21 protein-coding genes are annotated in these 23,438 nt (G+C 42.9%); 15 read left to right on the forward strand and 6 right to left on the reverse strand.

What is annotated here, in order from left to right; genetic code table 11:
* The first annotated feature begins 191 nt into the window (after positions 1–191).
* The 6 genes from AC0VYI_RS06545 to AC0VYI_RS06570 all read left to right on the forward strand — a co-directional run bounded on the left by AC0VYI_RS06545 (position 192) and on the right by AC0VYI_RS06570 (position 5,663).
* A complete protein-coding gene (locus AC0VYI_RS06545; RefSeq protein WP_475448114.1) occupies positions 192–911 on the forward strand; it encodes a (Fe-S)-binding protein in 720 nt (239 codons plus the stop codon).
* A gap of 17 nt (positions 912–928) precedes the next feature.
* Positions 929–2,386, forward strand: coding sequence for a LutB/LldF family L-lactate oxidation iron-sulfur protein (locus AC0VYI_RS06550; RefSeq protein ID WP_475448116.1), 1,458 nt, complete (start codon positions 929–931; stop codon positions 2,384–2,386).
* Positions 2,379–3,119 carry a LutC/YkgG family protein gene (locus AC0VYI_RS06555; protein WP_475448118.1) on the forward strand — a complete coding sequence of 247 codons (741 nt, stop codon included), beginning with the start codon at positions 2,379–2,381 and terminating at the stop codon, positions 3,117–3,119. Before AC0VYI_RS06550 ends, AC0VYI_RS06555 begins: the two co-directional genes overlap by 8 nt.
* 50 nt (positions 3,120–3,169) lie before the next feature.
* The gene (locus tag AC0VYI_RS06560; protein WP_199477319.1) at positions 3,170–4,072 is read left to right on the forward strand and encodes a LysR family transcriptional regulator; all 903 of its coding nucleotides are present in this window, start codon (positions 3,170–3,172) and stop codon (positions 4,070–4,072) included.
* 129 nt (positions 4,073–4,201) lie between these two features.
* Complete coding sequence (locus AC0VYI_RS06565; RefSeq protein WP_475448120.1) at positions 4,202–5,053, forward strand: DUF2076 domain-containing protein; 852 nt, start codon at positions 4,202–4,204, stop codon at positions 5,051–5,053.
* A gap of 121 nt (positions 5,054–5,174) precedes the next feature.
* Positions 5,175–5,663, forward strand: coding sequence for a P-loop nucleotide/nucleoside kinase family protein (locus tag AC0VYI_RS06570; RefSeq protein WP_475448122.1), 489 nt, complete (start codon positions 5,175–5,177; stop codon positions 5,661–5,663).
* Between the two features lie 93 nt (positions 5,664–5,756).
* Here the strand turns inward: AC0VYI_RS06570 and AC0VYI_RS06575 are convergent, their stop codons facing one another.
* Together AC0VYI_RS06575 and AC0VYI_RS06580 are read right to left on the reverse strand one after the other, a co-directional pair.
* A complete protein-coding gene (locus AC0VYI_RS06575) occupies positions 5,757–6,410 on the reverse strand; it encodes a peroxiredoxin (protein ID WP_199477322.1) in 654 nt (217 codons plus the stop codon).
* A gap of 231 nt (positions 6,411–6,641) precedes the next feature.
* Positions 6,642–8,477 carry an ABC transporter ATP-binding protein gene (locus tag AC0VYI_RS06580; protein ID WP_475448124.1) on the reverse strand — a complete coding sequence of 612 codons (1,836 nt, stop codon included), beginning with the start codon at positions 8,475–8,477 and terminating at the stop codon, positions 6,642–6,644.
* An 881-nt stretch (positions 8,478–9,358) separates the two neighbouring features.
* Here AC0VYI_RS06580 and AC0VYI_RS06585 point away from each other — a divergent pair.
* The 3 genes from AC0VYI_RS06585 (at position 9,359) to AC0VYI_RS06595 (ending at position 13,536) form a co-directional block, all read left to right on the forward strand.
* Positions 9,359–10,741, forward strand: a complete 1,383-nt coding sequence (locus tag AC0VYI_RS06585) for an amino acid permease (protein ID WP_475448126.1) — start codon at positions 9,359–9,361, stop codon at positions 10,739–10,741.
* 232 nt (positions 10,742–10,973) lie between these two features.
* Positions 10,974–12,164 (forward strand): glycosyltransferase, encoded by a 1,191-nt coding sequence (locus AC0VYI_RS06590; protein ID WP_475448129.1) that lies wholly within the window; start codon positions 10,974–10,976, stop codon positions 12,162–12,164.
* Positions 12,165–12,198: 34 nt separating this feature from the next.
* Positions 12,199–13,536 carry a hypothetical protein gene (locus AC0VYI_RS06595; RefSeq protein WP_475448131.1) on the forward strand — a complete coding sequence of 446 codons (1,338 nt, stop codon included), beginning with the start codon at positions 12,199–12,201 and terminating at the stop codon, positions 13,534–13,536.
* A gap of 69 nt (positions 13,537–13,605) precedes the next feature.
* Here AC0VYI_RS06595 and cpxA read toward each other — a convergent pair whose 3' ends face one another.
* Together cpxA and AC0VYI_RS06605 are read right to left on the reverse strand one after the other, a co-directional pair.
* Complete coding sequence (gene cpxA, locus AC0VYI_RS06600) at positions 13,606–15,069, reverse strand: envelope stress sensor histidine kinase CpxA (RefSeq protein WP_475448133.1); 1,464 nt, start codon at positions 15,067–15,069, stop codon at positions 13,606–13,608.
* Entirely contained in the window at positions 15,066–15,770 is a 705-nt protein-coding gene (locus AC0VYI_RS06605) for a response regulator (protein WP_199477327.1), read from the reverse strand. Before AC0VYI_RS06605 ends, cpxA begins: the two co-directional genes overlap by 4 nt.
* Before the next feature lie 195 nt (positions 15,771–15,965).
* Between AC0VYI_RS06605 and AC0VYI_RS06610 the strand changes: the two genes are divergently transcribed.
* Complete coding sequence (locus AC0VYI_RS06610; protein ID WP_475448135.1) at positions 15,966–16,472, forward strand: Spy/CpxP family protein refolding chaperone; 507 nt, start codon at positions 15,966–15,968, stop codon at positions 16,470–16,472.
* A 127-nt stretch (positions 16,473–16,599) separates the two neighbouring features.
* On the opposite strand, the gene AC0VYI_RS06615 is transcribed toward AC0VYI_RS06610, so the two are convergent.
* Both AC0VYI_RS06615 and AC0VYI_RS06620 read right to left on the reverse strand, forming a co-directional pair.
* A complete protein-coding gene (locus tag AC0VYI_RS06615) occupies positions 16,600–18,498 on the reverse strand; it encodes a HAMP domain-containing methyl-accepting chemotaxis protein (RefSeq protein WP_475448137.1) in 1,899 nt (632 codons plus the stop codon).
* 239 nt (positions 18,499–18,737) lie between these two features.
* On the reverse strand, positions 18,738–20,171 hold the full coding sequence (locus AC0VYI_RS06620) for an aminotransferase-like domain-containing protein (protein ID WP_475448139.1): 1,434 nt from the start codon (positions 20,169–20,171) through the stop codon (positions 18,738–18,740).
* Between the two features lie 208 nt (positions 20,172–20,379).
* On the opposite strand from AC0VYI_RS06620, the gene AC0VYI_RS06625 reads away from it, so the two are divergent.
* The 5 genes from AC0VYI_RS06625 to AC0VYI_RS06645 all read left to right on the forward strand — a co-directional run bounded on the left by AC0VYI_RS06625 (position 20,380) and on the right by AC0VYI_RS06645 (position 23,405).
* On the forward strand, positions 20,380–20,607 hold the full coding sequence (locus AC0VYI_RS06625) for a DUF1127 domain-containing protein (RefSeq protein WP_475448140.1): 228 nt from the start codon (positions 20,380–20,382) through the stop codon (positions 20,605–20,607).
* Complete coding sequence (locus AC0VYI_RS06630; RefSeq protein WP_475448142.1) at positions 20,607–21,269, forward strand: LysE family translocator; 663 nt, start codon at positions 20,607–20,609, stop codon at positions 21,267–21,269. The genes AC0VYI_RS06625 and AC0VYI_RS06630 overlap by 1 nt, the downstream gene beginning before the upstream one ends.
* Before the next feature lie 131 nt (positions 21,270–21,400).
* Positions 21,401–21,679 carry a GIY-YIG nuclease family protein gene (locus AC0VYI_RS06635; protein ID WP_475448144.1) on the forward strand — a complete coding sequence of 93 codons (279 nt, stop codon included), beginning with the start codon at positions 21,401–21,403 and terminating at the stop codon, positions 21,677–21,679.
* 97 nt (positions 21,680–21,776) lie between these two features.
* Positions 21,777–22,160 (forward strand): VOC family protein, encoded by a 384-nt coding sequence (locus AC0VYI_RS06640; RefSeq protein ID WP_199477334.1) that lies wholly within the window; start codon positions 21,777–21,779, stop codon positions 22,158–22,160.
* A 120-nt stretch (positions 22,161–22,280) separates the two neighbouring features.
* On the forward strand, positions 22,281–23,405 hold the full coding sequence (locus AC0VYI_RS06645) for a glycosyltransferase family 4 protein (RefSeq protein WP_475431427.1): 1,125 nt from the start codon (positions 22,281–22,283) through the stop codon (positions 23,403–23,405).
* Positions 23,406–23,438: the final 33 nt, after the last annotated feature.

The following is a 23,438-nucleotide window of genomic DNA, read 5'->3' on the forward strand; positions in this document are numbered from 1 at the left end:
TTAATTTTAACGTATTGAATTTTATCAAAAAAATAGTGAGATAAGTTTTCTTGCTGGCTTTTATTGTTTTCTATCCGCTTTTGAAGACAAATCTGCTTCTATACTTTTTGCCATAAAGCGCCATTATAAGGTAATTCTTATACCATCACTTTATGTTAGGGCCTTCTAATAACAAGGCCCTAGGAGCCAGTATGAAGGTTAATTTTTTTGTCACCTGTTTATGTGACACAGTGAAAGCCAATGTCGCGAAGCGCACCGTCGCCCTATTAGAACAGTTAGGCTGCGAGGTGATTTTTCCTGAGGCCCAAAGCTGTTGTGGCCAGCCATCCATAAACAGTGGTTATGTAGAAAGCAGTAAACCAGCAATGAAGTCGTTTATTCGTGCCTTCGAGTGCAATGATTATCCCATCGTTACCCCAGCGGGTTCTTGTGCAGCCATGGTCAAGGCCTATCCTGAATATTTAAGAAACGAGCCAGAATGGGCCAAGCGCGCACAAGCCGTTGCCGACCGTCTTTTTGAATTAACCCAATTTGTGGTTCGCGAATTAGGGGTAGTGCAGCTGGGAGCGAAGCTGGTAGGAACGGCCGTTTACCATCCTTCTTGTAGTTTAATCCGTAAGTTAGGTGTACGGGATGAACCTTTGTCCTTGTTGGCCGAGGTAGAAGGTCTGACGTTATTACCCATTGATAATCAAGAAACCTGTTGCGGTTTTGGGGGAACCTTCTCTGTCAAAATGGGTGAGATTTCTGGAGAGATGGTTAAAGAAAAAGTGCGCCATATGAGTGAGGTTACACCCGATTATTTGATTGGTGCCGACATCAGTTGTTTGATGAACATAGGAGGACGTCTTCATCGTGAAGGGAAGGCGATCAAGGTTATGCACATTGCAGAAGTGTTGGCGAGCCGTTAGTTGATAAGGGGATAGACATGTCGATGAAAACCAGTCATGCGACGTTTAAAGAGCGCATTGATATTCAGATGCAAGATGATTATATGCGCCAATCTGTTGCCAATGCTCAAGAGCGAATGTTCACTAACCGTGCTAAAGCCGCCGAGGCATTAGGTAATTGGGAGCAATGGCGAGAAATGGGGAAAGAGATTCGTCAGCATGTTTTGGAGAATCTTGATTACTATTTAGAACAATTGAGTGACAAGGTCGTGGAAAACGGTGGCAATGTGTTTTTTGCTAGCACGGCCGAAGAGGCTAGAGGTTACATTGAAGGCGTTCTCAAAGAGAAAAAAGCAAAAAAAATCGTTAAATCCAAATCCATGGTGACCGAAGAAATTGATCTAAATAAGGCTATTATAGGCCTTGGCTGCGAAGTCATTGAAACGGATCTTGGTGAGTATATTCTACAAGTAGATGATTGCGATCCGCCTTCCCATATTGTGGTGCCTGCATTACATAAAAACCGTACTCAGATTCGCGATATTTTCAAAGAGAAAGTGGGGTATCAAGGGACAAATGACCCTGAAGAGATGACGCGCTTTGTACGTCAACATATTCGTCATGATTTTTTAGAAGCTGATATCGGTATTACAGGCTGTAACTTTGCCGTGGCAGAAACGGGCACGGTCAGTTTAGTGACGAATGAAGGTAATGCACGATTGGCTACCAGTTTACCGAAAACACATATTGCGGTGATGGGCATGGAGCGTCTGGTACCCACTTTTGAAGAATTGGATATTGTGGTGAGCTTGTTATGCCGAAGTGCAGTGGGATTGCCGTTAACAGGTTACGTGACGGCCCTGACTGGCCCAAGAGAGAGTGATCAATGTGATGGACCAGAGGAATTCCACTTGGTGATAGTCGATAATGGACGTTCCGCCATTTTAGGTTCTGAGTTTAAAGACATTCTGCGTTGTATAAGGTGTGCGGCGTGTGTGAATACTTGCCCAGCCTATCGCCACATTGGTGGTCAATCCTATGGTTCCATTTATTCAGGTCCGGTTGGGGCGGTGTTGTCACCGCTATTAGGGGGTTATGAAGATTTTAAAGAATTGCCTTATGCGTGTAGTTTATGCCAGTCCTGTAATGACATCTGTCCTGTGAAAATTCCTTTATCCGATTTATTGCTCAAGCATCGTAGAGTTATGGCGGAAAGTAAATTAACTCCGCTGGGTGAACGTGCCGCAGCAGGGTTCTTTAACTATGTAAATGCTCGCCCAGCATTGTGGGGTAAAACCGTTAAAGCGGGTGCCAAAGTGGCTAACGCGACGATAAAAGACGGTAAAATGCCTTTTAATGTGGGGCCCTTAAAAGATTGGACGGATTCACGAGATTTGCCTCAACCCGATGGTGAATCTTTCCGAAGTTGGTTTAAAAACCGACATCAAACAAAAGGGGATCAGCAGAAAAATGAGGCAGGAGATCATCATGACTAACCCAGCGCGATTACAGAACCGTACCGCTTTTTTGGAGAACATTGCTAAGGTATTAGATCGGCCTAGACGCACGCAGGCACCGGTTCGGCCTGCTCTTAAATACCGCTGTCATCAAGAAGTTATGGCTGGGTGGTCGCCAGATCAACTGAGAGATCGCTTGGTGGATTACACCGAAAATGCACTGGGTGCTGAGGCCATTGTCACAACAAAAGCCCAGTTGAGTCGGGTGTTGTCTGAGGCTTGCCTCGCTTATCAACAAAATACATTGTCGGATGATGGTAAAGATGTTGTGTTATCTGCTGACGTTCGATTACAGGCCGGCATCGATATTAACCAGCTTACTCAAGCAGGGTTAAGTCTATATGTATGGGATTCATCTCTTGGATACGACGCCAATATCCGTGTTTGTGAGCGAGCTAAGGTGGGGGTTGTGTTTGCAGAACAAGCCTTAGCAGAATCAGGCACTATGGTACTCTATAGTCAGGCTGAACAGGGACGCGTGATTAGTTTATTGCCTGAGGCGTCGGTATTTATCGTACCAAAAAGTGCCATTGTGCCAAGGTTAACTCAGGCGACAGCAGTACTGACCGAGAAAGCCAAAGCTGGTAAGCGGATGCCATCCTGCATTAACTTTATTTCAGGGCCAAGCTCGACGGCGGATATAGAGTTAATTAAAGTAGTCGGAGTTCATGGTCCCATTTTTGCGACCTATATTATTTTGGATGATCAATAATCATTCGATGATAAACACTCTGAAACGGCTTATAAAAGAGTATCTTTCGCATGCCCGCAATAGACGATTTAATCCTGTTTACCCAAGTTATTGAACACGGTTCTTTTAGTAAGGTTGCTGAGTTAAACGGTATTACCAAATCCGTAGTGAGTAAGCGCATCAGCAAGTTAGAAAAAGAGCTAGGTGTTCAATTGCTGTATCGTACCACTCGAAAATTGTCTCTTACTGAAGCGGGAGAAGTACTGAACCGTAGAGCGAAGAATCTTAATCAAGTGGCGCAATCTGCCTTTGATGCGATTACAGGTTACAGTGAATCCATGTCGGGGCATATACGGATGTCGGTACCAACTATCTCTGGTGAACTGTTATTGGCTAATGTCGTTTCCGATTTCTGTAATCGCCACCCTGGATTGACGGTGGATATGTCCATGGACAATCATTTTGTGGATCTTGTGGCGGAAAATTATGATTTGGTTATCCGAACTGGGTATCTGGAAGATTCCAGCCTGATTGCTCGACATATATTCAATTCCCGTTGGGTGATTTGTGCGTCGCCTGCTTATCTTGACCGCAATGGAGTTCCTCAAACGCCTGTGGCGTTATCAAGGCATAACTGCTTGGGTTATACCCATCAAAGTACTGGAACATTTGACTGGCAGTTTTCTCATGACAATCGCCTTTACACTCATAAAGTGTCGGGAAATTTTGCCTCTAATAATGCCGCCGCATTAAAAAAAGCTATGCTGGCGGGTAATGGGGTGGCGTATCTTCCCACTTGTCTCGTCTATGACGAACTACAAAAGGGCGAACTCGTCGAAATACTAGCAGGTCATGTTGGGAAAGTTGTTGGTATTTATGCTGTCTACCCCTTCACTCGGACGCCCTCTAAACGCATACAAGCGCTCATTGAACATATTCGAGAAGGCTACTTAGCCATGAAAGAGCGATTTTAACCACTAACTTTTTCCTTTTTCCTGACTTTTTAATGGCTTGTTAGTCCTGTTGCTGACCTTATCATGAGGGTAACAGGGTTGTATTTATAAACTGATCCAATTGAATTGTTAGACAAAGAGGCCTATGCCATGAGTGATGATGCAAAACGTTTAATCGACAATTTGTTTGAACGTATTTCACAAGCAGAAAAGCAAACTGGCGAGCGGGATAAGGACGCTGAAGCTCATATTAATAAACATCTAGTGAATAACCCATCCGCGCCTTACTACATGGCGCAAACCATTATTATGCAAGAAGCTGGATTAAAACAGCTAAAAGCGAAGGTCGAAGCGCTGGAAAAAGAAGTGGCTAGCAAGCCAAGTTCTGGTGGATTTTTATCCGGCTTATTTGGTGGTGGAAGCCAAAACACTCGAAATGAACAGGAAAGCAGACAAGGCAACTCTGGGGCTGGTTGGGGCGGAAGTGCACAACAAGCGGGACCGGGTTATGGCGCTGGTTCGGCTTATGGGCAACAAGCTAACTACCAAGGGAATGGAGCAAGAGGAACGGCTGCGGGTGGTATGTTTGGCGGTGGCGGCGGTAGCAGCTTTTTAGGCGGAGCGTTAAAAACAGCGGCAGGCGTGGCTGGCGGTTTGGTTGTAGGGAATATGTTGATGGATATGTTTAGTCACCATTCGCCAACAGAGATGGTCGATATTATTAATGAAACACCTCCACAAGATATGGGGCAATCAGATTTTGCTAATAATGGCATGGACCAAGATGGCTTTGCTGATAATGGCATGGATCAAGGGGGCTTCGCTGACAATGGTATGGGGCAAGGTGGATTTGGGCAAGCTGGTTTTGACCAAGGTGGCATGGATCCCGATGGGTTTAATTCAAATCTAGGTGGGTTTGACCAAGGGGGATTTGACCAAGGCGGGTTTGGCGATGCCGGTGGTTTTGATGACTTTGGTGGGGATTTTGATGATTATAGCTAAACTTTAGGAGGCGTAATGCGACGATCCTAGTGAAAATATCTTGCGCCTTGCTTTTCTTGGTTCTAGTCTCTTAATAGTGATTAAAGATGATATTAAGAGGTGCGATAAGGATGGAGCCGGTATGAAAGAAAAGGGCTGTTTAGTATTTTTCTGTGGGAAAATGGGGGCCGGTAAGTCAACACAAGCTAAGCAAATGGCTGAAAAAAGAAATGCGGTTTTGCTGTCAGAAGATGTGTGGTTAGCGGCACTTTATCCGAATTTGATTCTTTCTTTTAAGGACTATTTAACTTATTCGGCACGGTTAAAACCCTTAATAAGAGAACATGTTCAGAATATTCTCTCCACCGGGACCAATGTCGTCATGGATTTTCCTGCTAATACTGTTGTACAGCGTAAATGGTTTTTAAGTTTAGTCGCAAAAATCAATGCACCTCATGAATTCTTTTATTTAGATGTCAGTGATGAGCAGTGTTTAAAACGCATTGCGCAGCGACGCAAAGAAGAGCCCACGCGAGCGGCGTTTGATACTGAATCGGTATTCCATCAAGTGACCAAGTATTTTGAAGTACCGACCCTAGAAGAGGGATTGAACTGGCAAAATGATGCATAAAGCCTGACGTCGTCTGTCGTCTGGCTTTATTTATAGCTTTCTAAAGGCGGTCCATAATGAACTTAGAGAGTGGATCGCCAGTGCAAGAAATAATTATGATGGCATCTTAACGGTACGAAGGTAGGGCAAAATAGTATTAACTTCACCAAATTTTTCTTTCGCCTGTTGATCATTTAAAGACAAAGCAACAATAACATCTTGGCCTGCAACCCAATTTGCAGGCGTTGCAATCGGTACACCATAGCTCGATTGTAACGCATCAAGGGCTCGTAAAACCTCTGCAAAATTACGACCAACTGACATCGGATATGTCATGGATAGTTGTATTTTTTTGTCTGGGCTAATGATAAAAACGACTCGAACACTGGCTGAATTCGCTGCGGTTCTGCCATCGGGAAGGTAAGCGTCAGCAGGTAACATATCCAATGCTTTAGAGACTTCTAAAGATTCATCCGCGATAATAGGGAAACTTGCTTTTGCACCAGAGAAAGACTCGATATCGGCTTTCCATTCTTTGTGTTCTTCAATGCCATCAACAGATAAACCAATCACTTTTGTACCACGCTTTTCCCACTCTGAAGACAACTGGGCTACTGCTCCAAACTCCGTAGTACAAACTGGTGTGAAGTCTTTAGGGTGACTAAACAAAATTGCCCAACTGTTACCTATCCAATCATGAAGCTTAAAAGTCCCTTGATCCGTTTCAAGTTCTAGGTTTGGAATAGTATCGTTAATGCGTAAAGACATTAGATTCTCCTTAATATTGGTTGAAGTACGAAACAAGCCTAAGCTTGTGTTAAACATATTAGGATGTCCTAGCATTTACTTCTATATGTAATTATCTACTAAGCTTATAAATAAATGCTATATATCTTGTAAAGATACTTTTGGAGTATATGGCGTTAAACACAGCTCGTTTGAGTATGTTGGGGCACGTCATCGAAAATAGCTGGTTGTCTTCTTAGGTTGGTATGGATTCTATTGATAGCCTTGAGCTTGTAGTGTAAATAAGTGAGCGTATCGTCCTTGTTGCTCTAGTAGGCTTTGATGTGTACCTCGTTCCTTAATTTCACCATGCTCTATGAGGATGATTTCGTTAGCAAGACGTACTGTTGAAAAACGATGGGAGATGAGGATGGCCATTTTGTTTTTGGTGTGTTCCTGGAAGTGCTGAAAAATAGAGGCTTCGGCTTGAGCGTCCATGGCAGCGGTGGGTTCATCAAGTACTAAAATATCCGCACTTTTGCGCATGAATGCTCGTGCTAGAGCGATTTTTTGCCATTGACCGCCAGAGAGCTCTTGTCCGTCTTTAAACCAGCGTCCTAATTGGGTTTGGTAGCCTTTATCTAGTTGGTTGATAAAGTCGGTGGCTTTGCCCTGTTCTGCTGCCATTTGCCAGCCCGTTTCATTATTAAAATGCTCATTGTCTCCCGCTCCGATATTTTCGCCAACGGTGAATTGGTAGCGAACAAAGTCTTGAAAAATGACGCCGATGCGTTGCAGTAGCGTCGCTTCATCCCATTGGTTTAGGTCTAGACCATCCAGTAAAATGCGGCCTTTGCTAGGTTCATAAAGGCGAGTTAGCAATTTAATGAGTGTGGTTTTGCCTGAGCCATTTTCTCCCACAATTGCTAGACTATGACCTGGGCGTATATGTAAGTTTATGTTCAATAAAGCGAACTGGTGGCTACCTGGGTATTGGAAAGATACATTTTCAAAACGAATACCGTCGTTAGGGGTTGGGCCAGCCTGTAACCCTTGATGCCGTTGATTGGTTGGTTGTTCCAGATATTCGTATAGATTGGAGAGGTAAAGGTTATCTTCATACATACCACTAATGGCGGTAAGCGAGGCCGATACCGAACCTTGGCCCTGTTTAAAAAGTAAAAGATACATGGTCATTTGGCCGAGGCTAATCGCGCCAATGATGGTATCGCTAACAATCCAAGCGTAAGCGCCATAAAAAACCAATGTGCTAATAATTCCCAGTACAAACCCCCAGGTTTCTCGACGTAGGATAAGTTGTCTGGTTTCTTTAAATAAGACAGCAAAAATGCTGCCATACTGCTTTAGAAAGCGCTCCCCTAGTTGGTAAAGGCGCACTTCTTTAATGTTGTCTTCACGAGCAAGCAAGGTTTCTAAGTAGTTTTGTTGGCGCACTTCTGGTGAACGCCAGCGAAACATCATAAAGGCATCGCTTGAAAATTTTGCTTCAGCAATAAACGAAGGAAAAGCCCCGAGAATCAGTATAAGCAAGGCCCAAGGAGAAAATTGCCAAAGTAAGACTGCAAAACTGGCTAAGGAGATGGTGTTTTGAATGATCGAAAAAGTTTTATTGACTAAGGCGAGAGGCCTACTAGAGGCTTCGCGGCGTGCTCGCACTAATTTATCGTAGAACTCTGAGTCTTCAAAGTGAGCTAAGGTTAAGGTCTGTGCTTTTTCTAAAATAAGCATATTGACCTTTTGTCCTAACAGGGTTCTTAAGATCGCTTGTTGTGCGGTGATTGAGCGTTGTGCACCAGCAATAGTAAGTACCAGAACCCCTTCCAACACCACATAATTAAATGCGGCCTGATAATGGATAATCTGGCTTTCTTTATAGGTATGCATTGCACTCATCACGGCATCAACGATGAGTTGTCCCACATAGGCCATGGCGGCAGGAAGAATACCAGCGATTAAGGTGGCAATAGCTAACCCGATGGTAAGAGCAGGTGAGGTTTGCCACACGAGTTCAATGGCACGCTGACTATATCGAAAAACACCTAACATGTTTTTATCAACGTTGTTGTTAGGTTTGGCGGCGGGAATCATGGATCGTTCTATTTGCCTCGTCAGAGTGGTTGGTTAGCACGTTTCCTAAATCATTATAAGTGGCTTGATTATTAAAAGCAGAGCTTTAGGATTGCCGCGTTGCAAGATAATTGCCTAGTCTTCTAGATAATAGGCTGTTTATTAAAAAATGAACAATATTCATTTTGTTTGGATTTTGTTCAGTTATGACGATTTAATGAAATTCTAGTTCTTATCCTTAATATATCCACGATTCACTAAGATAAAAATGAACCATTCTTAATTTTCTCTTTGTTAACCATAATCGTTACTCCTAGCAAGATTTTTTTGAAAGTTTCACCAGACTATTTTGCAATAAAAATGGGTAGTATTTTCGTGTTTGAAGTACTTTTTTCTGCTACGGTCTTCAACATCATTATATTTTTTTATAAATTTTCTGTTATTTTATTGTTTTAAAAAGACTTTTTTGATTGTTTATACATGATTCAATAGTCCATATAAATTTTTAGAAGAGAATACACTCCCCTCGTTTCTTTGAATGCTTTGCACCGGTCAAATGTAAGTCAGTCAATTACAAAGAAATCGTCAAGATGCTGGTTTTTGGGATGGTGTAATGGTGTGGTTAACATTGCTGTTACTTGAGATGGATCAAAAAAAAATGTACTACTGAAGATTGTACTTTTTGTGAAACATCTTTCCTATTCGATTTTTCGAGGGGCTTTCACTCCAAAAATTTACTAATGATTACAAACAAGGATATCACTTCAGTACCTTGTCATTTCCGTATTATAGATGCTTCAAACCACTGAGGAGTCTGTAAACATAGCAATGGCGGTGTACCGAAACATGTGGATGAATCCACTTTTATAAAATAAATAGATTATAAATCACTGGGGGTAACTATGAGTAAAACACATGCAAAGCATTTGGGGGCAGGGTTGTCAAATCGACAAGTCTCCATGATTTCAATTGCGGGGATCATTGGAGCGGGGCTATTTGTTGGTTCCGCCAATGCCATTGCAACCACAGGGCCTGCTATTCTGATTTCCTATGCGATGACAGGGGTACTCGTACTGCTTGTCATGCGTATGTTGGGCGAAATGGCGGTCTCTAATCCCGATTCAGGGTCTTTCTCGACATACGCGTCCCGTGCCATTGGTCCATGGGCTGGTTTCACTATTGGTTGGTTGTATTGGTGGTTCTGGGTATTGGTTATCCCTGTTGAAGCCATTGCTGGGGCGAATATACTGCATGCTTGGTTCCAACATATTCCTTCATGGGAATTTGCGGTAGGGATCATGGTGATTCTGACAATCTCAAACTTATGGGATGTAAAAAGCTATGGTGAGTTTGAGTTTTGGTTCGCGCTGATTAAAGTAGTCGCGATCATTGCGTTTATCATTATTGGTGGCATGGCGATTTTCGGTGTTTGGCCATTAGCTGAGAATGTTAGCGGTGTGTCGAATCTGTATGCTCATGGAGGCTTTATGCCAAAAGGGTTTGGCACCGTGCTTGCTGGTGTATTAGTGACGATCTTTTCTTTCTTCGGAGCGGAAATTGTGACCATTGCGGCGGCAGAATCCAAAAACCCAGGAGACAAGATTCGCCAAGCAACAAAACTGGTTGTGTATCGAATTGCGCTGTTTTATCTCTTGTCTATCTTTGTCATTGTGTCTCTGGTGGCTTGGAATGATCCTGCATTAAAAGCGGGCTCTTTCCAGTTTGTTCTCAGTTCACTTCATTTACCTCATGCAAAATTATTGGTTGATATTGTCGTATTGACTGCGGTATGTAGCTGTATGAACTCAGGGTTGTATACCGCTTCTCGTATGTTTTATTCGTTGGCCTGTCGTGGTGATGCGCCAGCGGTAGCAACAACACTTTCTTCTACTGGTGTGCCTCGTGTGGCCGTAATTGCTTCAACGTTGGCAGGATTTGCTGGCTGTTTTGCCAGTTATGTGTTCCCTGGTGAAGTGTTTAGCTTCCTTTTATCAACCACGGGGGCTATCGCTCTTATTGTCTATTTGGTTATTGCTGTATCTCAGTTGAGAATGCGTAGTGCGCTAGAAAAAGAAGGAAAATCGCCTGCCTTTAAAATGTGGCTGTTTCCAGGGTTAACTTGGTTAACTATTGGTGTGATTGCGGTGGTTTTGGGTTATATGTGTATTTCTCCAGACTACCGACCAGAAACCTTTGCAACCGTTGGCGTAACCGCGATTATGCTAATATTTAGCTTTATTGTTACTGGTAAACGTTCCACTGACAGAAACTTAGTAACGGAATAACCATGGATGGCTAATGCTGTCGACGCCGCTCATATAAGCTGAGCCATAAACATTGCCTTGAAAAAGCACGATGATCCTATCGTGCTTTTTTTGTGAGTCGCATTTAAGTTAGATCTCTACAAGACAAACCGCTAAACTATGCTCTCTTTTGGTCAATTTATAGTGTTCTATAGAGTGATAGTGAAACTTGCAAGCGGATGCATTGGTATGATAGTGATCTTTAGGATGTGGGATGAGAGTCGCAGTAGTTGTTAATTCTTTAAAATTGGGCGGTATGGAACGGGTGGCTTGCAGTTTGACTGATGCGTTTGCAAAACAAGGCCATGATGCTCATCTAATCTACCTTAAAAATCGTCAAGTCGAGGTTACCCCCAGTCATCCCAATACGACGATGCATTTATTTGATTTAAAAAAATGGGTGTTATTGAGTGGTATAGGTCTCATTTGGCTAGTGATCTGTCGCTTATTGAATGTGCTATTTCGTAAGACGTTTGCTATGTTTTTTGCTTATGCAGAGGCGGCGGTGTTTACTTATAAACTAAGTCGGCTGGAAAAACGTATTGGCCGTTTTGATCTGATTGTATTTCGAGGGCATGGAACATTCAGTCATGTTTGGCCTTTGCAAGACAAGCGTTTCGTGTTTGTCTGTGAAAGCACACAAAACAAAGTGCATTTTGGTGCGTATTCTAAACGTATCTTCACCTTATTGTTTTCTCATCGTCGTATGGTGTGTGTGTCGGATGGGGCGCGTGAGTCTTTTGAGGACTTAATTGAATCTTTCCAGATTCCTTGTCAGAGCATTCACACGATTACCAATCCTAATGATTATGACAAAATTCGTCAGGAAGCGGCACGTCTAGTTGATGGTGTGGATTATCATAAAAAACCCTATATTTTAGGGCTCGGACGCTTGGTGCCGGGTAAGAACTTTCCGTTGTTGATTGAGGCGTATCATTACGCTCGTCAACACTATGGAATACAGCATGATTTGGTAATTGTTGGGGAAGGCCGTGAACGTGAAAAAATCAAACAGACCATTACACAGTTTGCTTTAGAAGATTATGTTTTTTTAAAAGGCCAACAAAACAACCCGTTTCCTTGGTATCAGCAAGCGGACCTTTTTGTATTAAGTTCAACGAGCGAAGGTTTAGGGATGGTGTTGATTGAAGCGTTGGCTTGTGGCACATCCGTGGTGGCGACAAATTGTCCTGGCGGCGTGAGCGATATAATGCAAGGTAAGTTAAGCGATTTTTTAGCGCAGCAAACACCGAAGTCTTTGGCAGAGAAAATGGTCTTGGCGCTACAAGAAGAGAGAACCCCAGAGTTGACAGCAGACATTGCCAAAGCATTACAGCAGTTTGATGAAGCACACATTGTTGAACAATATATCCAAGCCTACTTCGCGACAGAGAATACCCTGTAACGCGATGAGATGATTGCACCGATACGAGTTAGCTATGAAGAAAACGGATTATCAATACGCTTTACAGCCTGATTGGCAAAGTGAGGTGATACTGGAAAACACCCAATCGAAACATCAACACTGCGTCACTATTAATTTAGCGGATGGCGGAGGCTTTAGTGAGTTAAATATTGAGGATTTCACTTGGCTATTAGCGTTTTCTTATCAGTCGACTCATAAGAAAAAGCAAGGCTCTATTGCGATTGTTGAGTCGGATGATTCAGTGGTGTCGGTTTTCAATACTCAGTATTTTGAGTCGGGTGAGGAGGGGGTTCGTTATCTCAATTTGAGTGGGGTGTTGAACAATAATGCCAAATCGGTGGCGACCTTGGTATTTAAACATTGCCATATGCCTAATTATGGAAAATTATTGGCGTTTAAAAAACCGGATTTTAGTGATGGACCAATTTTAATTCTAGCCCCACATGCCGATGATGCGGAGTTGGCGGCTTACGGTTTTTATCATGATTTTGCTGAGTCGACTTGGATAACAACCATTAATGCCGGGCAAAATGTTCAGAAACTAGAGAAACAGTATATTCCTAGTTTGGACGATAGCATGCATGCGGCAGTTGCTCGCAAAGCGGCCATTAGAGCCTGGAACAGTATGACGACACCGCTGCTTGCAGGTGTTCCTCTAGAGCAGCTATCTTCCCTTGGCTACTTTGGGCTAACCAAAAATGCGCTTTATGATACCGCGAAAGAGCCTCAAACGGATCCGGTCTTGGCGGAGTTAACGCCGCAAGTGAGTCGTCAATGGAATCGCATTTTCTTACCGAATGATTTGTCGAATAAGAGTTCAGGGGAAGCCCTAGTCATGGATTTGACTAGCTTATTAGAACAAATCAAACCCACCACTGTATTGGTGACAGAGCCAGAAATCGACCCGCATCCAGAGCATATTATGTCTGCTCATGCCTTGGCATTGGCGATTCGTGAAAGTACACATACGCCAGAGCGAGTACTAATGTATGTGAACCACCTGCGTCACACAAAGACCTTTCCTTATGGTCCTGAGCATGCCAAAACAGCCTTACCACCTTGGTTTGATGAAACGTCTGTTTTTGGCACGTTTTCTTGTTATAGCCATCAGTTGGATATCGCAACGCAAAAGGAAAAAGTTGTCTCTTTTGATACGATGCATGATCTAAGAAGTAAGCCGCGAGTTGGTAAAATGCTTAAAAAGTGGTGGAACAAAAAGGTATTGAAGAATGGTTACCAGTATTATGGTGATCATGTGTACTTTCAAACCCATATTAAGTCGAATGAAGTGTTTACTTTAGTAGATGGTGGTGTGTTTAGTGAGGCTTTGATTGGCAAAGCATCACCTTGATAAGGCCGTATAGATGTCAATGAGCTATGACGTTTCATCGACGAATTAATCGACTTAGGATTTGAACTTTCACTTTGGTAAATGGATCTTGACCAGTAAGCCTCCCAGAGGGCTTTTCGATGCGCTAATCGTGCCATTGTGTTGGATGATGGCATTTTTACATATTGCCAACCCTAACCCCGTACCACCACTATGCCTGTCTCTGGCAGTAGACACACGATAAAACGGACGGAATATTGCACTCAACTCTCCTTCCGGTACGCCTTCGCCATCGTCTTCTACTACAATTTGTATTGAGCTATTTTGTTCGTGTATTGAGATGTGGATGGCATGGTGGCTGTAATAAATGGCATTGCGCACAAGGTTTTCTAAAGCACTAATGAGCAATGCTGGATAACAACGAATTCGGTAGCTTGGAATGGGAGTAAAGGTTAGCTGTTTTCCCAATTGTTCTGCTTCAAATTGCGCATCGTCGAGCATCGCTTCCCACAAACTATCCAGTGCGTGTTCCTCCCAATGATTGTGGCTATTCACTTGTTGTTGAGCTAATTCTAATAGTTTTGCGATCATGATTTCGAGGCGCTGGGCTTCGGTATCGATGCGAGTTAACTCATGGCTCTCTCCTTGTTTTCGAATAGCAATAGCTTGTGCCATACGAAGTCGGGTAAGCGGAGAACGCAGTTCATGGGATATATCAGAAAGTAGGCGTTGTTGCCGACTGATCATTTCATTCACTGCTTCAACCATTTTGTTAAAACTGGCACCAGCTTGACGAAATTCCGAGCTGCCTCTTTCTAAGGTAGGATCCACTTCAAATTCACCTCTAGCAACGCGTTGTGCGGCTTTCTCTAGACGCCGAGCTGGCTGACTAAGAGCCCAAGCTAACCATAGTAACAAGGGGGTACTGACGAGCATGACAGCCAGAAGAAGTTGTAACGGATGATCAAATAAACGTAATAATAATGGTGGTGGACGGTGCCATTCTTGGCCAACATACAACAGATAGTCATTGCCTGCCAGATGGATGGATAATGGCCCAGATAGCATCAATCGACCATAAAGCTTTTGTTGCGGATTACTTGGACTGTCCATCGAAGTAATGAAATTTCGTAGAGCGCGAAAAATAAAGTCGGGTCCCTTGATAGGAGACAAAATCAATCCGTTGAGATTGGTTATAAATAAAATGGGCTGTTCTCTAATGTGCTCCGGTTTTTTGATGTGTTTGGAATCATGTTCCACACCTTGTGGATCGTCCTTTTGCGCTGGTGGTGGGGGAGGAGATGGATGTCGTTTTGGTGGTTTGGGTTCCATTTTGAGTAGAATGTGACTGATATCTGTTTGTGCGGCAAAGCGTTTCTCTAGGCGATGTTTGATGGCTTGAAGGTGCTTTAGCCGTTCCCTGTCGATATTATGGATTTTTCTAGGGTCTAAATGGGGCAAAGATAGTACCGTAAGCAATACCAATAGCATGGTAAACCAAAAAATGGCAAAAATTCGACCATAAAGGTTGGTTATTTTCGGTAGGCGAATCATTCAGCCACCAGCAGATAACCACGTCCACGTAATGTTTTAATGCGTGGTTTGTTGTCGACAGAGTCTGGCAGTTTTTTGCGTAAGTTAGAGACATGCATATCGATGGCACGATCAAAGACGGCGAGCCGTTTTCCCAGCACTTCAAGACTGAGAGATTCTTTTGTGACAACTTGTCCAGGATGCAATAAAAAATAGTGCAATAGTGCGAATTCCGTGCTGGTAAGGTCGATCAGTTCTTGTTTGTGGTACGCTTCTAGTTTGCCTGGGTAAATGACAAGATCATCGTATTCTATTTTGTCTTGGCTACCTTGGCCTTTGCCAGTCTTTTCCTTGTCACTTTTGCCATTGGTACGCCGTAAAATAGCCCGAATGCGAGCGAGTAATTCACGCTCACTAAAGGGTTTGGGTAAATAATCGTCTGCTCCTAGTTCTAATCCTATCACTCGGTCTATTTCATCACCCTTGGCAGTTAACATAAGAACGGGGATGTCCCATTGTTCTCGTAACTTTTTGAGGGTATCAAAGCCATTCAGTTTGGGCATCATGACATCCAGTAGAATCATATCGACCGATTCGTTCATGAGTGTTAGCCCTTCTTCTCCATCATAAGCGGTGGTGACGGTAAAATGCTCAAAGGCTAGCAGTTCTTTAAGTAGGTCACTTAGCTCTGTATCGTCATCGATGATCAAAATATGTGGCATCGTTATTCCTTGAAAAATGATGTGTCAAGAATAATAGGATTACTCGTATTTTACTGTTAAATGTATCAAACGGTGACGTTTTTACTTAGCTTTACCTTAGCTATACGCCACTTTACTCGTCAGATTCTATGCTACTTCTACAGGTTGACGATAGCGTCAGCAAATTAACCACTTTATAGTTAGGAGTAATAGGGTATGGGAAATCTGACGAAAAAACTGATATTAGCGACGGTGACATTACCTTTCATGATGGGGGCAGCTAGTGCTTTTGCCGAGGCTCCTCCAGGACACCTGGGAGGCCCCAAGCCGCCAATGTGCCGACCTGATATGATGGTTGGGTTAGATCCGCATATGATGAGAGAGTTGCATTTTAGTGAGGTTCAACAAAAGGAACTGAGAGCGTTTCGTCTTGCTGAAATAAAAGAGATGAGAGCAATCGAAATAGACCATGAAAAGAGGCTCAATAGTCTATTGAATGCTGATAAGTTTGATAAAGTGGCTGCAAGGGAACTTGCTACTGCAATGGAGAGCACACGAATTGACCGCAAAGTTGCGATGTTGGAAAGACAATACAAAATACTTCATATATTAACACCGGAGCAAAAGGCAGAATATATGAAACTGAAGAGAGAGCATCGGCATCAATGTGAGGAAAGAATGCGTCACCGTTTAGCAAAAGAACATGGGCCGTTGGTCTATTAGTAGAGTGCTACTGACAATAAATGATGATGCCTGTTAAACGATTTAACAGTAAAAAGCCGCTGTCTAGTAATCGAACAGCGGCTTTTTGTTTAATGACGATGGGGTCATCGCTGAAAACAGAGTGAGATCAAATCTTAAAGCGGTCTGTTAAGGTTTTTAATTGATGGCTGATGGTCCTTAAATTGGTAACCGCTCGAACAGACTCTAGTGCTCCTTCGTTAGTGCGATCAGCCAGTTCTCGAACATTTTCAACGCTTCGGCTGATTTCTTCGGAGACATGAGATTGTTCTTCAGCAGCCGTCGCAATTTGTTGGTTCATGTCCTGGGCATAGCCTACTTGTTCATTTATGTCTTTGAATAGGGTTAGAACGCCTTTGGCTTTTTCCGCATTTTCCATTGACATATCGCGACTACTTATCATTCTGGTTAGAGATTCTTGTGCGCCATTTTGCAGTTCAATGATCAAATCTTCGATTTCTTTTGCAGAGCTTTGGGTGCGACTGGCCAGTCCACGCACCTCGTCAGCAACCACTGCAAACCCTCGTCCAGCCTCCCCAGCCCGAGCGGCTTCAATGGCCGCGTTTAGGGCGAGCAGGTTAGTTTGTTCCGCAACCGCTTTGATGACTTCCAATACATTGCCAACGTTATCGGTACGGGATTTTAATTGTTCCATCGCTTGGCTGGTTACATTTAGATCTTCCGCTAAAGACTCAATGAGTTTGACCGCACTATTGACCATGACATTACCTTGCCCGACAATTTCATCCGCTTTTGTAGAGGCCTCAGCAGCGGTTTCAGTATTGCGCGCAACCTCGGTGACCGTAGAGGCCATTTCATTAATGGCTGTGGCCACTTGATCCGTTTCATCCCGCTGTGACTGCATCATGGATTGCCCTTGCTTCGAAATGGCTTCCAGTTGCTCACTGGTTGAGCTTAAGTTCATCACCCCTGAGACGACCTCGGAGATCAAGCTGTTTAGGGTTTTGCTCATATCACCGATATGATTTAACAGTTTACCAAGCTCGTCCCTTCTTTCAGTGTGAAGCTGTTGAGTGAGATCCCCGCTGGAGATTTTTTCGACCGCTTGAATCACTGTGCTCATAGGTTTGGTGATCATGTGACGAATCAATAAGGCAAAAAAGATACCAATGAGAATGGCAATGACAGTGACGGCAATCACTAGACTGTTAATTTCAGAACCATCCGCTTTGCTCTTTTGCTCTTGTAGATGAGTGATGGCATCAATATTGTTATTCATGCTTTTGGATAGGGCTAACAATTGGTCTTTAACTGAGTAAAGCTTGGATGTAACCTCAGGATTACGCTTGCCCATTTCACGATATTGATCAAGCAGTGTTAATATTTTTTGCTGATGGCTTTGTAAATTATCAGGTAGCTGTAATGCTTTTGTTTTTTCGATAACTGTATTTAGTCTAGAGGTGACCTCATCCACAGGAATAGGTTGTCCTTTTGTGATAATGCTATCAATAAAAGACGTTAAGGAATAAAAACTAGTTTCAATGGTTAGCACTTCTGACGCATTGTTCTGATCATTGTTCTTCTTAAGTGCTTGCGCAACAAGGTCGTATTGGTTGTAAATATTGCTAAGAAGATTCTTTGCCTGTTTGTCAACGTCATCCCATTTTTTACGGGCCTCAGCAAGTGGCGTTAATGTCTTTTCATACTCTGCTATGCTCTGGCTGGTTTTCTGGATCAGGTCTAATACATCTGGGCCATTATAGAGCTGGTTTGATTTGGCTAATTTGTCACTAAGTTGTCGAGTGAGATCCATTAGCTTGGCTTTGTCAGCCTCAGAGCCGGAAGTAACAAAGTGCTCGCGAGCAACCTGCATATCAACAATATTGTGATCTAACTCGTTGGATAACCGGACTTTGTCTGCTCGGCTGAGTAGTGAACTCACGCCATACAGACTTGTTATTCCCACAATAAGCGTTAGTATCAGTACGGAACCAAAGCCTAATGCTAATTTGGTTCCAATTAATCGGTTTTCTAAAAAATTCATCATCTGGTGATTCCTTAGCAGACGTAGATTGAACTGAGGGTGTCTAGTAAAAAATTAATGACCAATAAGTCCATCTCATTTTGATAGTTGATATAGACAAATATAAAGATAGGAAACTGTTTTTAATAGTACAACCGTGGAGGAAAGTTTTAAAATGTAATGAGTGGCGCAGCAATGTCCACATCACCATTATGACGACTACTTTAACAGAAAACTATCTTCTTTATAGTATCCAGCCTATTTTAACTGGCCTTTTGACTTTTCGTTGAGGCGAATTCATCAATTAAAAGCGCAAGGTTTTTTATGCCTTCTTCTCGTTCGTTTGGTTGTAATTGGCTATAGTTGATTCGTAAGCAATTACGATATTTACCTGTGGATGAAAAAATGGGTCCGGGTGCAAAGCTAATACCGTGCTCGCGACAGGTTTTGACTAATTCTAAGCAGTCTATCGGTAGATTGAGTTCCACCCAAAGAACAAAGCTTCCACTAGGAAAACTCACTCTAGTGCCTTTTGGCAGATAGGTGTTAATGGCAGTGAGCATATGATCTCGTTGTTGTTCATAGTGTTGCCGCATTTGTCTAATGTGTTTGTCATAGCCTCCCAGACGAATAAATTTGGCGATGGCTAATTGCGGCAAGGTCGGGCACATGGAGCTGCTGACGTATTTGATATGGGTCACTTTGTCTCGGTAGCGGCCAGGTGCTATCCATCCAACACGCATGCCTGGTGCAATGGTTTTAGAAAAAGAAGAGCACATTAATACACGCCCATCGGTATCAAACGATTTGATTGTCTTTGGACGAGGGAATTGATAAGAAATATCCCCATAGATGTCATCTTCAATAATGGTGATATCATAACTTTGAGCCAGTTTAAATAGACGTTTCTTTTGCTCTTCAGGCATGGTATAGCCCATAGGATTGTTGCAGGTAGGCGTGGCTAAAATCGCTTTAATTGGCCATTGGTCTAAGGCTAATTCTAATGCTTCTAGGCTAATGCCTGTTTCTGGATGAGTGGGTATCTCCATGACTTTTAGTCCAGCGGCCTTAATGGCTTGCATCGCGCCATAAAAGCCAGGTGATTCAATGGCAATAATGTCGCCAGGTTCAGCAACGGCTCTTAGGCAGACTGAGAGTGCTTCTTGGCAGCCTGAGGTAATAACTAAGTCATCGGGATGAAGTTGGCATCCTGAGGCAACGGTGAGACGACAAATTTGTTCGCGTAATTCGATCGTCCCCCGTACATCACCATAACCTAGTCCTAACTGCGGATGTTGTTTGGATAAATCTGCTAATGTTTTAAGCAAGGGTTTAAGGGTAGGAGCCTGCATATCAGGCATGGCATGTTGCAGTTGTATGCCAAGCTTTTCACTACGAATCATCAGCATATTAAGCACTTCTTCCCATTGTGAGACCTCTAATGGGCGTTGAGGTGGTCGCGAAATAGTGGGCAAATTATCGTGTTGATAAGGCTGACTAACAAAGTAGCCTGATTTAGGGCGAGCTTCTACCAATCTTTCTTGTTCTAGCTGGCGATAGGCCTCTTGTACGGTGGAGATACTGACACTGTATTCTTGTGCTAATTGACGGACCGAAGGCAGTCTGTCGCCTATTTGGTAAAAGCCATGTTTAATATGCTCCCCTAGTCTTAGCGCTAAATCTTGATACAGTGTCATGATCGATTTTCCCTTACTTTAAAGTACTTATTTTATTAGAAATGAATATATACCTACTGTAACCATACAGATGGGGGTTTTCTTCACCATACAGGCGGTTTTTTTAATAATCTGTATGGTGAAAAATGTCTATTTTTATCACTGTTATGCTTTTTACTTTCCTTTTAATCTGATGCCTTAGGTTAGTTGGCTAAGAAGGAGAAGGGTTATGTTGATGATTGCATTATTGGTTCATATAAAACAGTGTGTGCAAAGCTATCGTACACGCAAAGCCTTATTGTCCTTAACAGCTGATGAACTCAAGGATGTCGGCATCAGTGAAGGGGATAGAAGAAAGCAGGCTGCTAAAGCGAGTTTATTGGGAATGGGGAAAGAGATATTGATGTTTAAACGTGTTAGCAAATCCTTTGATAAAAAAGTGTATGGGGATGTCTAATGCTGAATCTTTCTTTTTTTCTGGGCGTCGCGGTATTTGCTTTTGTTATGTCTGTCACGCCGGGACCAAACAATATGATGTTATTGGCCTCTGGGGCACAATTTGGTTTTCGTCGAACCTTGCCGCATATGTTAGGGATTATTCTTGGCATGGCGTCTTTATTGTTGGCTATTTTATTGGGGCTTGGCTCGTTGTTTATACTCTACCCTCCACTCTACAGTGTCTTAAAATGGGTGGGTGGGGCGTATTTGCTTTGGCTTGCATGGAAAATTGCGAATGCCCCAACGGACGAGATGTCAACGCAAAAGCCAAACTTAGCCCCATCAGGTCAATGCAGTGATTTACAACCAGAAAATATCGATAAGCAAATGGTGCCAATGCGCTGGTGGCAAGCTGCTTTATTCCAGTATGCGAACCCTAAAGCTTGGATGATGTCTATTGGCTGTGTCAGCTCGTTTTCTCTAGCGGGCGATCTGTATGTTCAGTCTGGCTTTTGGATTATTATGCTGTTTGCGTGCATGGGGTTCCCCGCGATCACAATATGGGTGTTAGCAGGTGAGGCTATCCGACGAAAGCTAACGAGTGTAAAGCGTCAACGTCTATTTAATATTGTTATGGGTGTGATGACTGCTTCGACGTTGTTACTAATAATCAAAGGTTAGTGCTATTTTTTCTGGTAGCATTCTACCGTTAGTCGTTTATGGGATCCCCTGTGCAATTAGCAGATCTGGTAAGTGTTTAGTGAGGTGATTTTTCCCTCTATGGTAGGACAATTAATAAGGCTGTGTGGCGCGTGAGTGAGTGGTATATCTACATCATCAAAACTCGTTTAAATACCCTCTATACGGGTATTACCACCGATGTGGAAAGGCGCTTTCATGAGCATTCAAAGCAGGGCACAACGGGGGCGAAATACCTTAAAGGAAAAGGACCTTTGGAACTTGTCTGGCATCAATTGGTTGACTCGAAAAGGGACGCCGCAAGACTTGAGTATCGTGTCAAAAAACTTAAGAAATATCAGAAATTACAATTGATTAGCGGTCAGATTGATTTACATTCTTTACGAGAATAAGCAGGTTTTTAACTTGTCTTTCAGGCCATTTGCTCCTAGCATTACTTGATTAGCAAAGACAGATTAAATCGTGACTTGTAAAGGGAGACAAGGGTACATGATTCGCCACATTGACCATATCGTGTTAACCGTTGTTGATATTGAAAAATCCGTCGCCTTTTACGAAAAAGTATTGAAAATGAAGCCTGTTACCTTTGCTAACGGTCGTCGTGCCGTGCATTTTGGACAGCAAAAAATCAACTTTCAATGTGTAGGTGATGAGCTACGTAATCATGCTCTTGAAGGCTCTGGTGACCTATGTTTGATCACCGATTGGTCTCTGGATGAAGTCATTGCTCACCTTAACGCCTGTCAGGTGCCGATTCTTGAAGGTCCTGTCAGCAAAACGGGCGCTCAGGGTGAGATTCAATCTGTTTATTTCAATGACCTTGATAATAATCTTATCGAGGTGAGTGTCTATCCTAAGAATCTCTCTGAATAACGCATTTCGTCCTATTGGGTTATTTTTTCTTGTTTAGAACCGCTTTTTTGTTCACTTATTGTTATCATTGTTGCTTTAATTTTGTTCCCTCAAATGACCGTCAAGGATCCTTCTTCGGCTATGAAAACTATCTTAATTGCGAAACAAAACCTTGAGAAGACCTATTCTGGTGCTTGTCGTAGTGTGCATGAGGAAATCAAATATTTTCGTTCTAAAGGCTGTGAAGTGCATACTATTTCTGAAAATGCTAATGTCGCGGATATTGAAAACAGCGGTGGAATTTCACATAAGTCTAGGCGATTTTTTTGGCAGAAAAAATTTAACCGCAGAATGCAGTTTAGTAATGAAGCGTTGAAGTTGGCGAAAAAACTCAAGGTCGATTTGTTGATAGGTCAAGGGGACTTACAACAGCCGGATGTGCACTTTATTCATAATTGTGTGCATTTAGCATCCGAGAAAATCCATGGCAAGCCCTTGGCGAAAGACGATGAGATGTATTTAACGCATACCCCCATTTTCCAAAATCATCAGTTTAAACATATTGTTGCCAACTCACACTTGGCCAAAAATGAATTGATGTCTCGTTTTTCGATACCAGAGCACGATATTTCTGTGATCTATCCGGCGATTGATGAAAACCAGTTTAAGCTATTACCCATTGAGGAGCGAAATGCGATTCGCGCCGACCTAGGAGTGAAAGACGATGAGCTTCTGGTGGGCTTAGTGACGTCTGGAAATTTTAAAAAACGCGGTGTTGATCGATTCTTTGAGGCCATTAGCTTATTGCCAAAAGAGGTGGCTGAGAAAACGCATTTTGTCTTTGTTGGTAAAGATAAGTTGTCTCCTGAATATCAAGCGATTCTAGACCGTTCTCCTTATAAAGATAGAGTGCGCCAGCTGCCAATCATCAATAAAGTGGAGGGGTACTTTAATGCGTTGGATGTATTTGTACTGCCAGCCAGAATTGAAGAGTTTGGGCGTGTTGTGGCTGAGGCGATGGCCTGTGGTGCCCCTGTGATCACGACGAAATGGGTGGGGGCGAGTGAAATAATGAAAGATGAATCGGCTGAGTTTGTCTATGATGGTGAAAGTAACCAAACGCTCGCCAATTTGATGGATGCTTTGCTCAGTGATAAAGCGCTGCGGGAACGAGTTTCCCTAGCCAATCAAACTTCTGCCAAAGAAGTCTATGAATCCGCATTAGAAGAAAAATTTGATGCCGTTTTTGGGCCTTATATTGCCTAGTCGTCTGTTCACCTAGTATGCCATATAAGACCC

The sequence above is a fragment of the Marinomonas sp. 63XJN7_9_ISO-PGPR-S23-217 genome, from assembly GCF_056173515.1.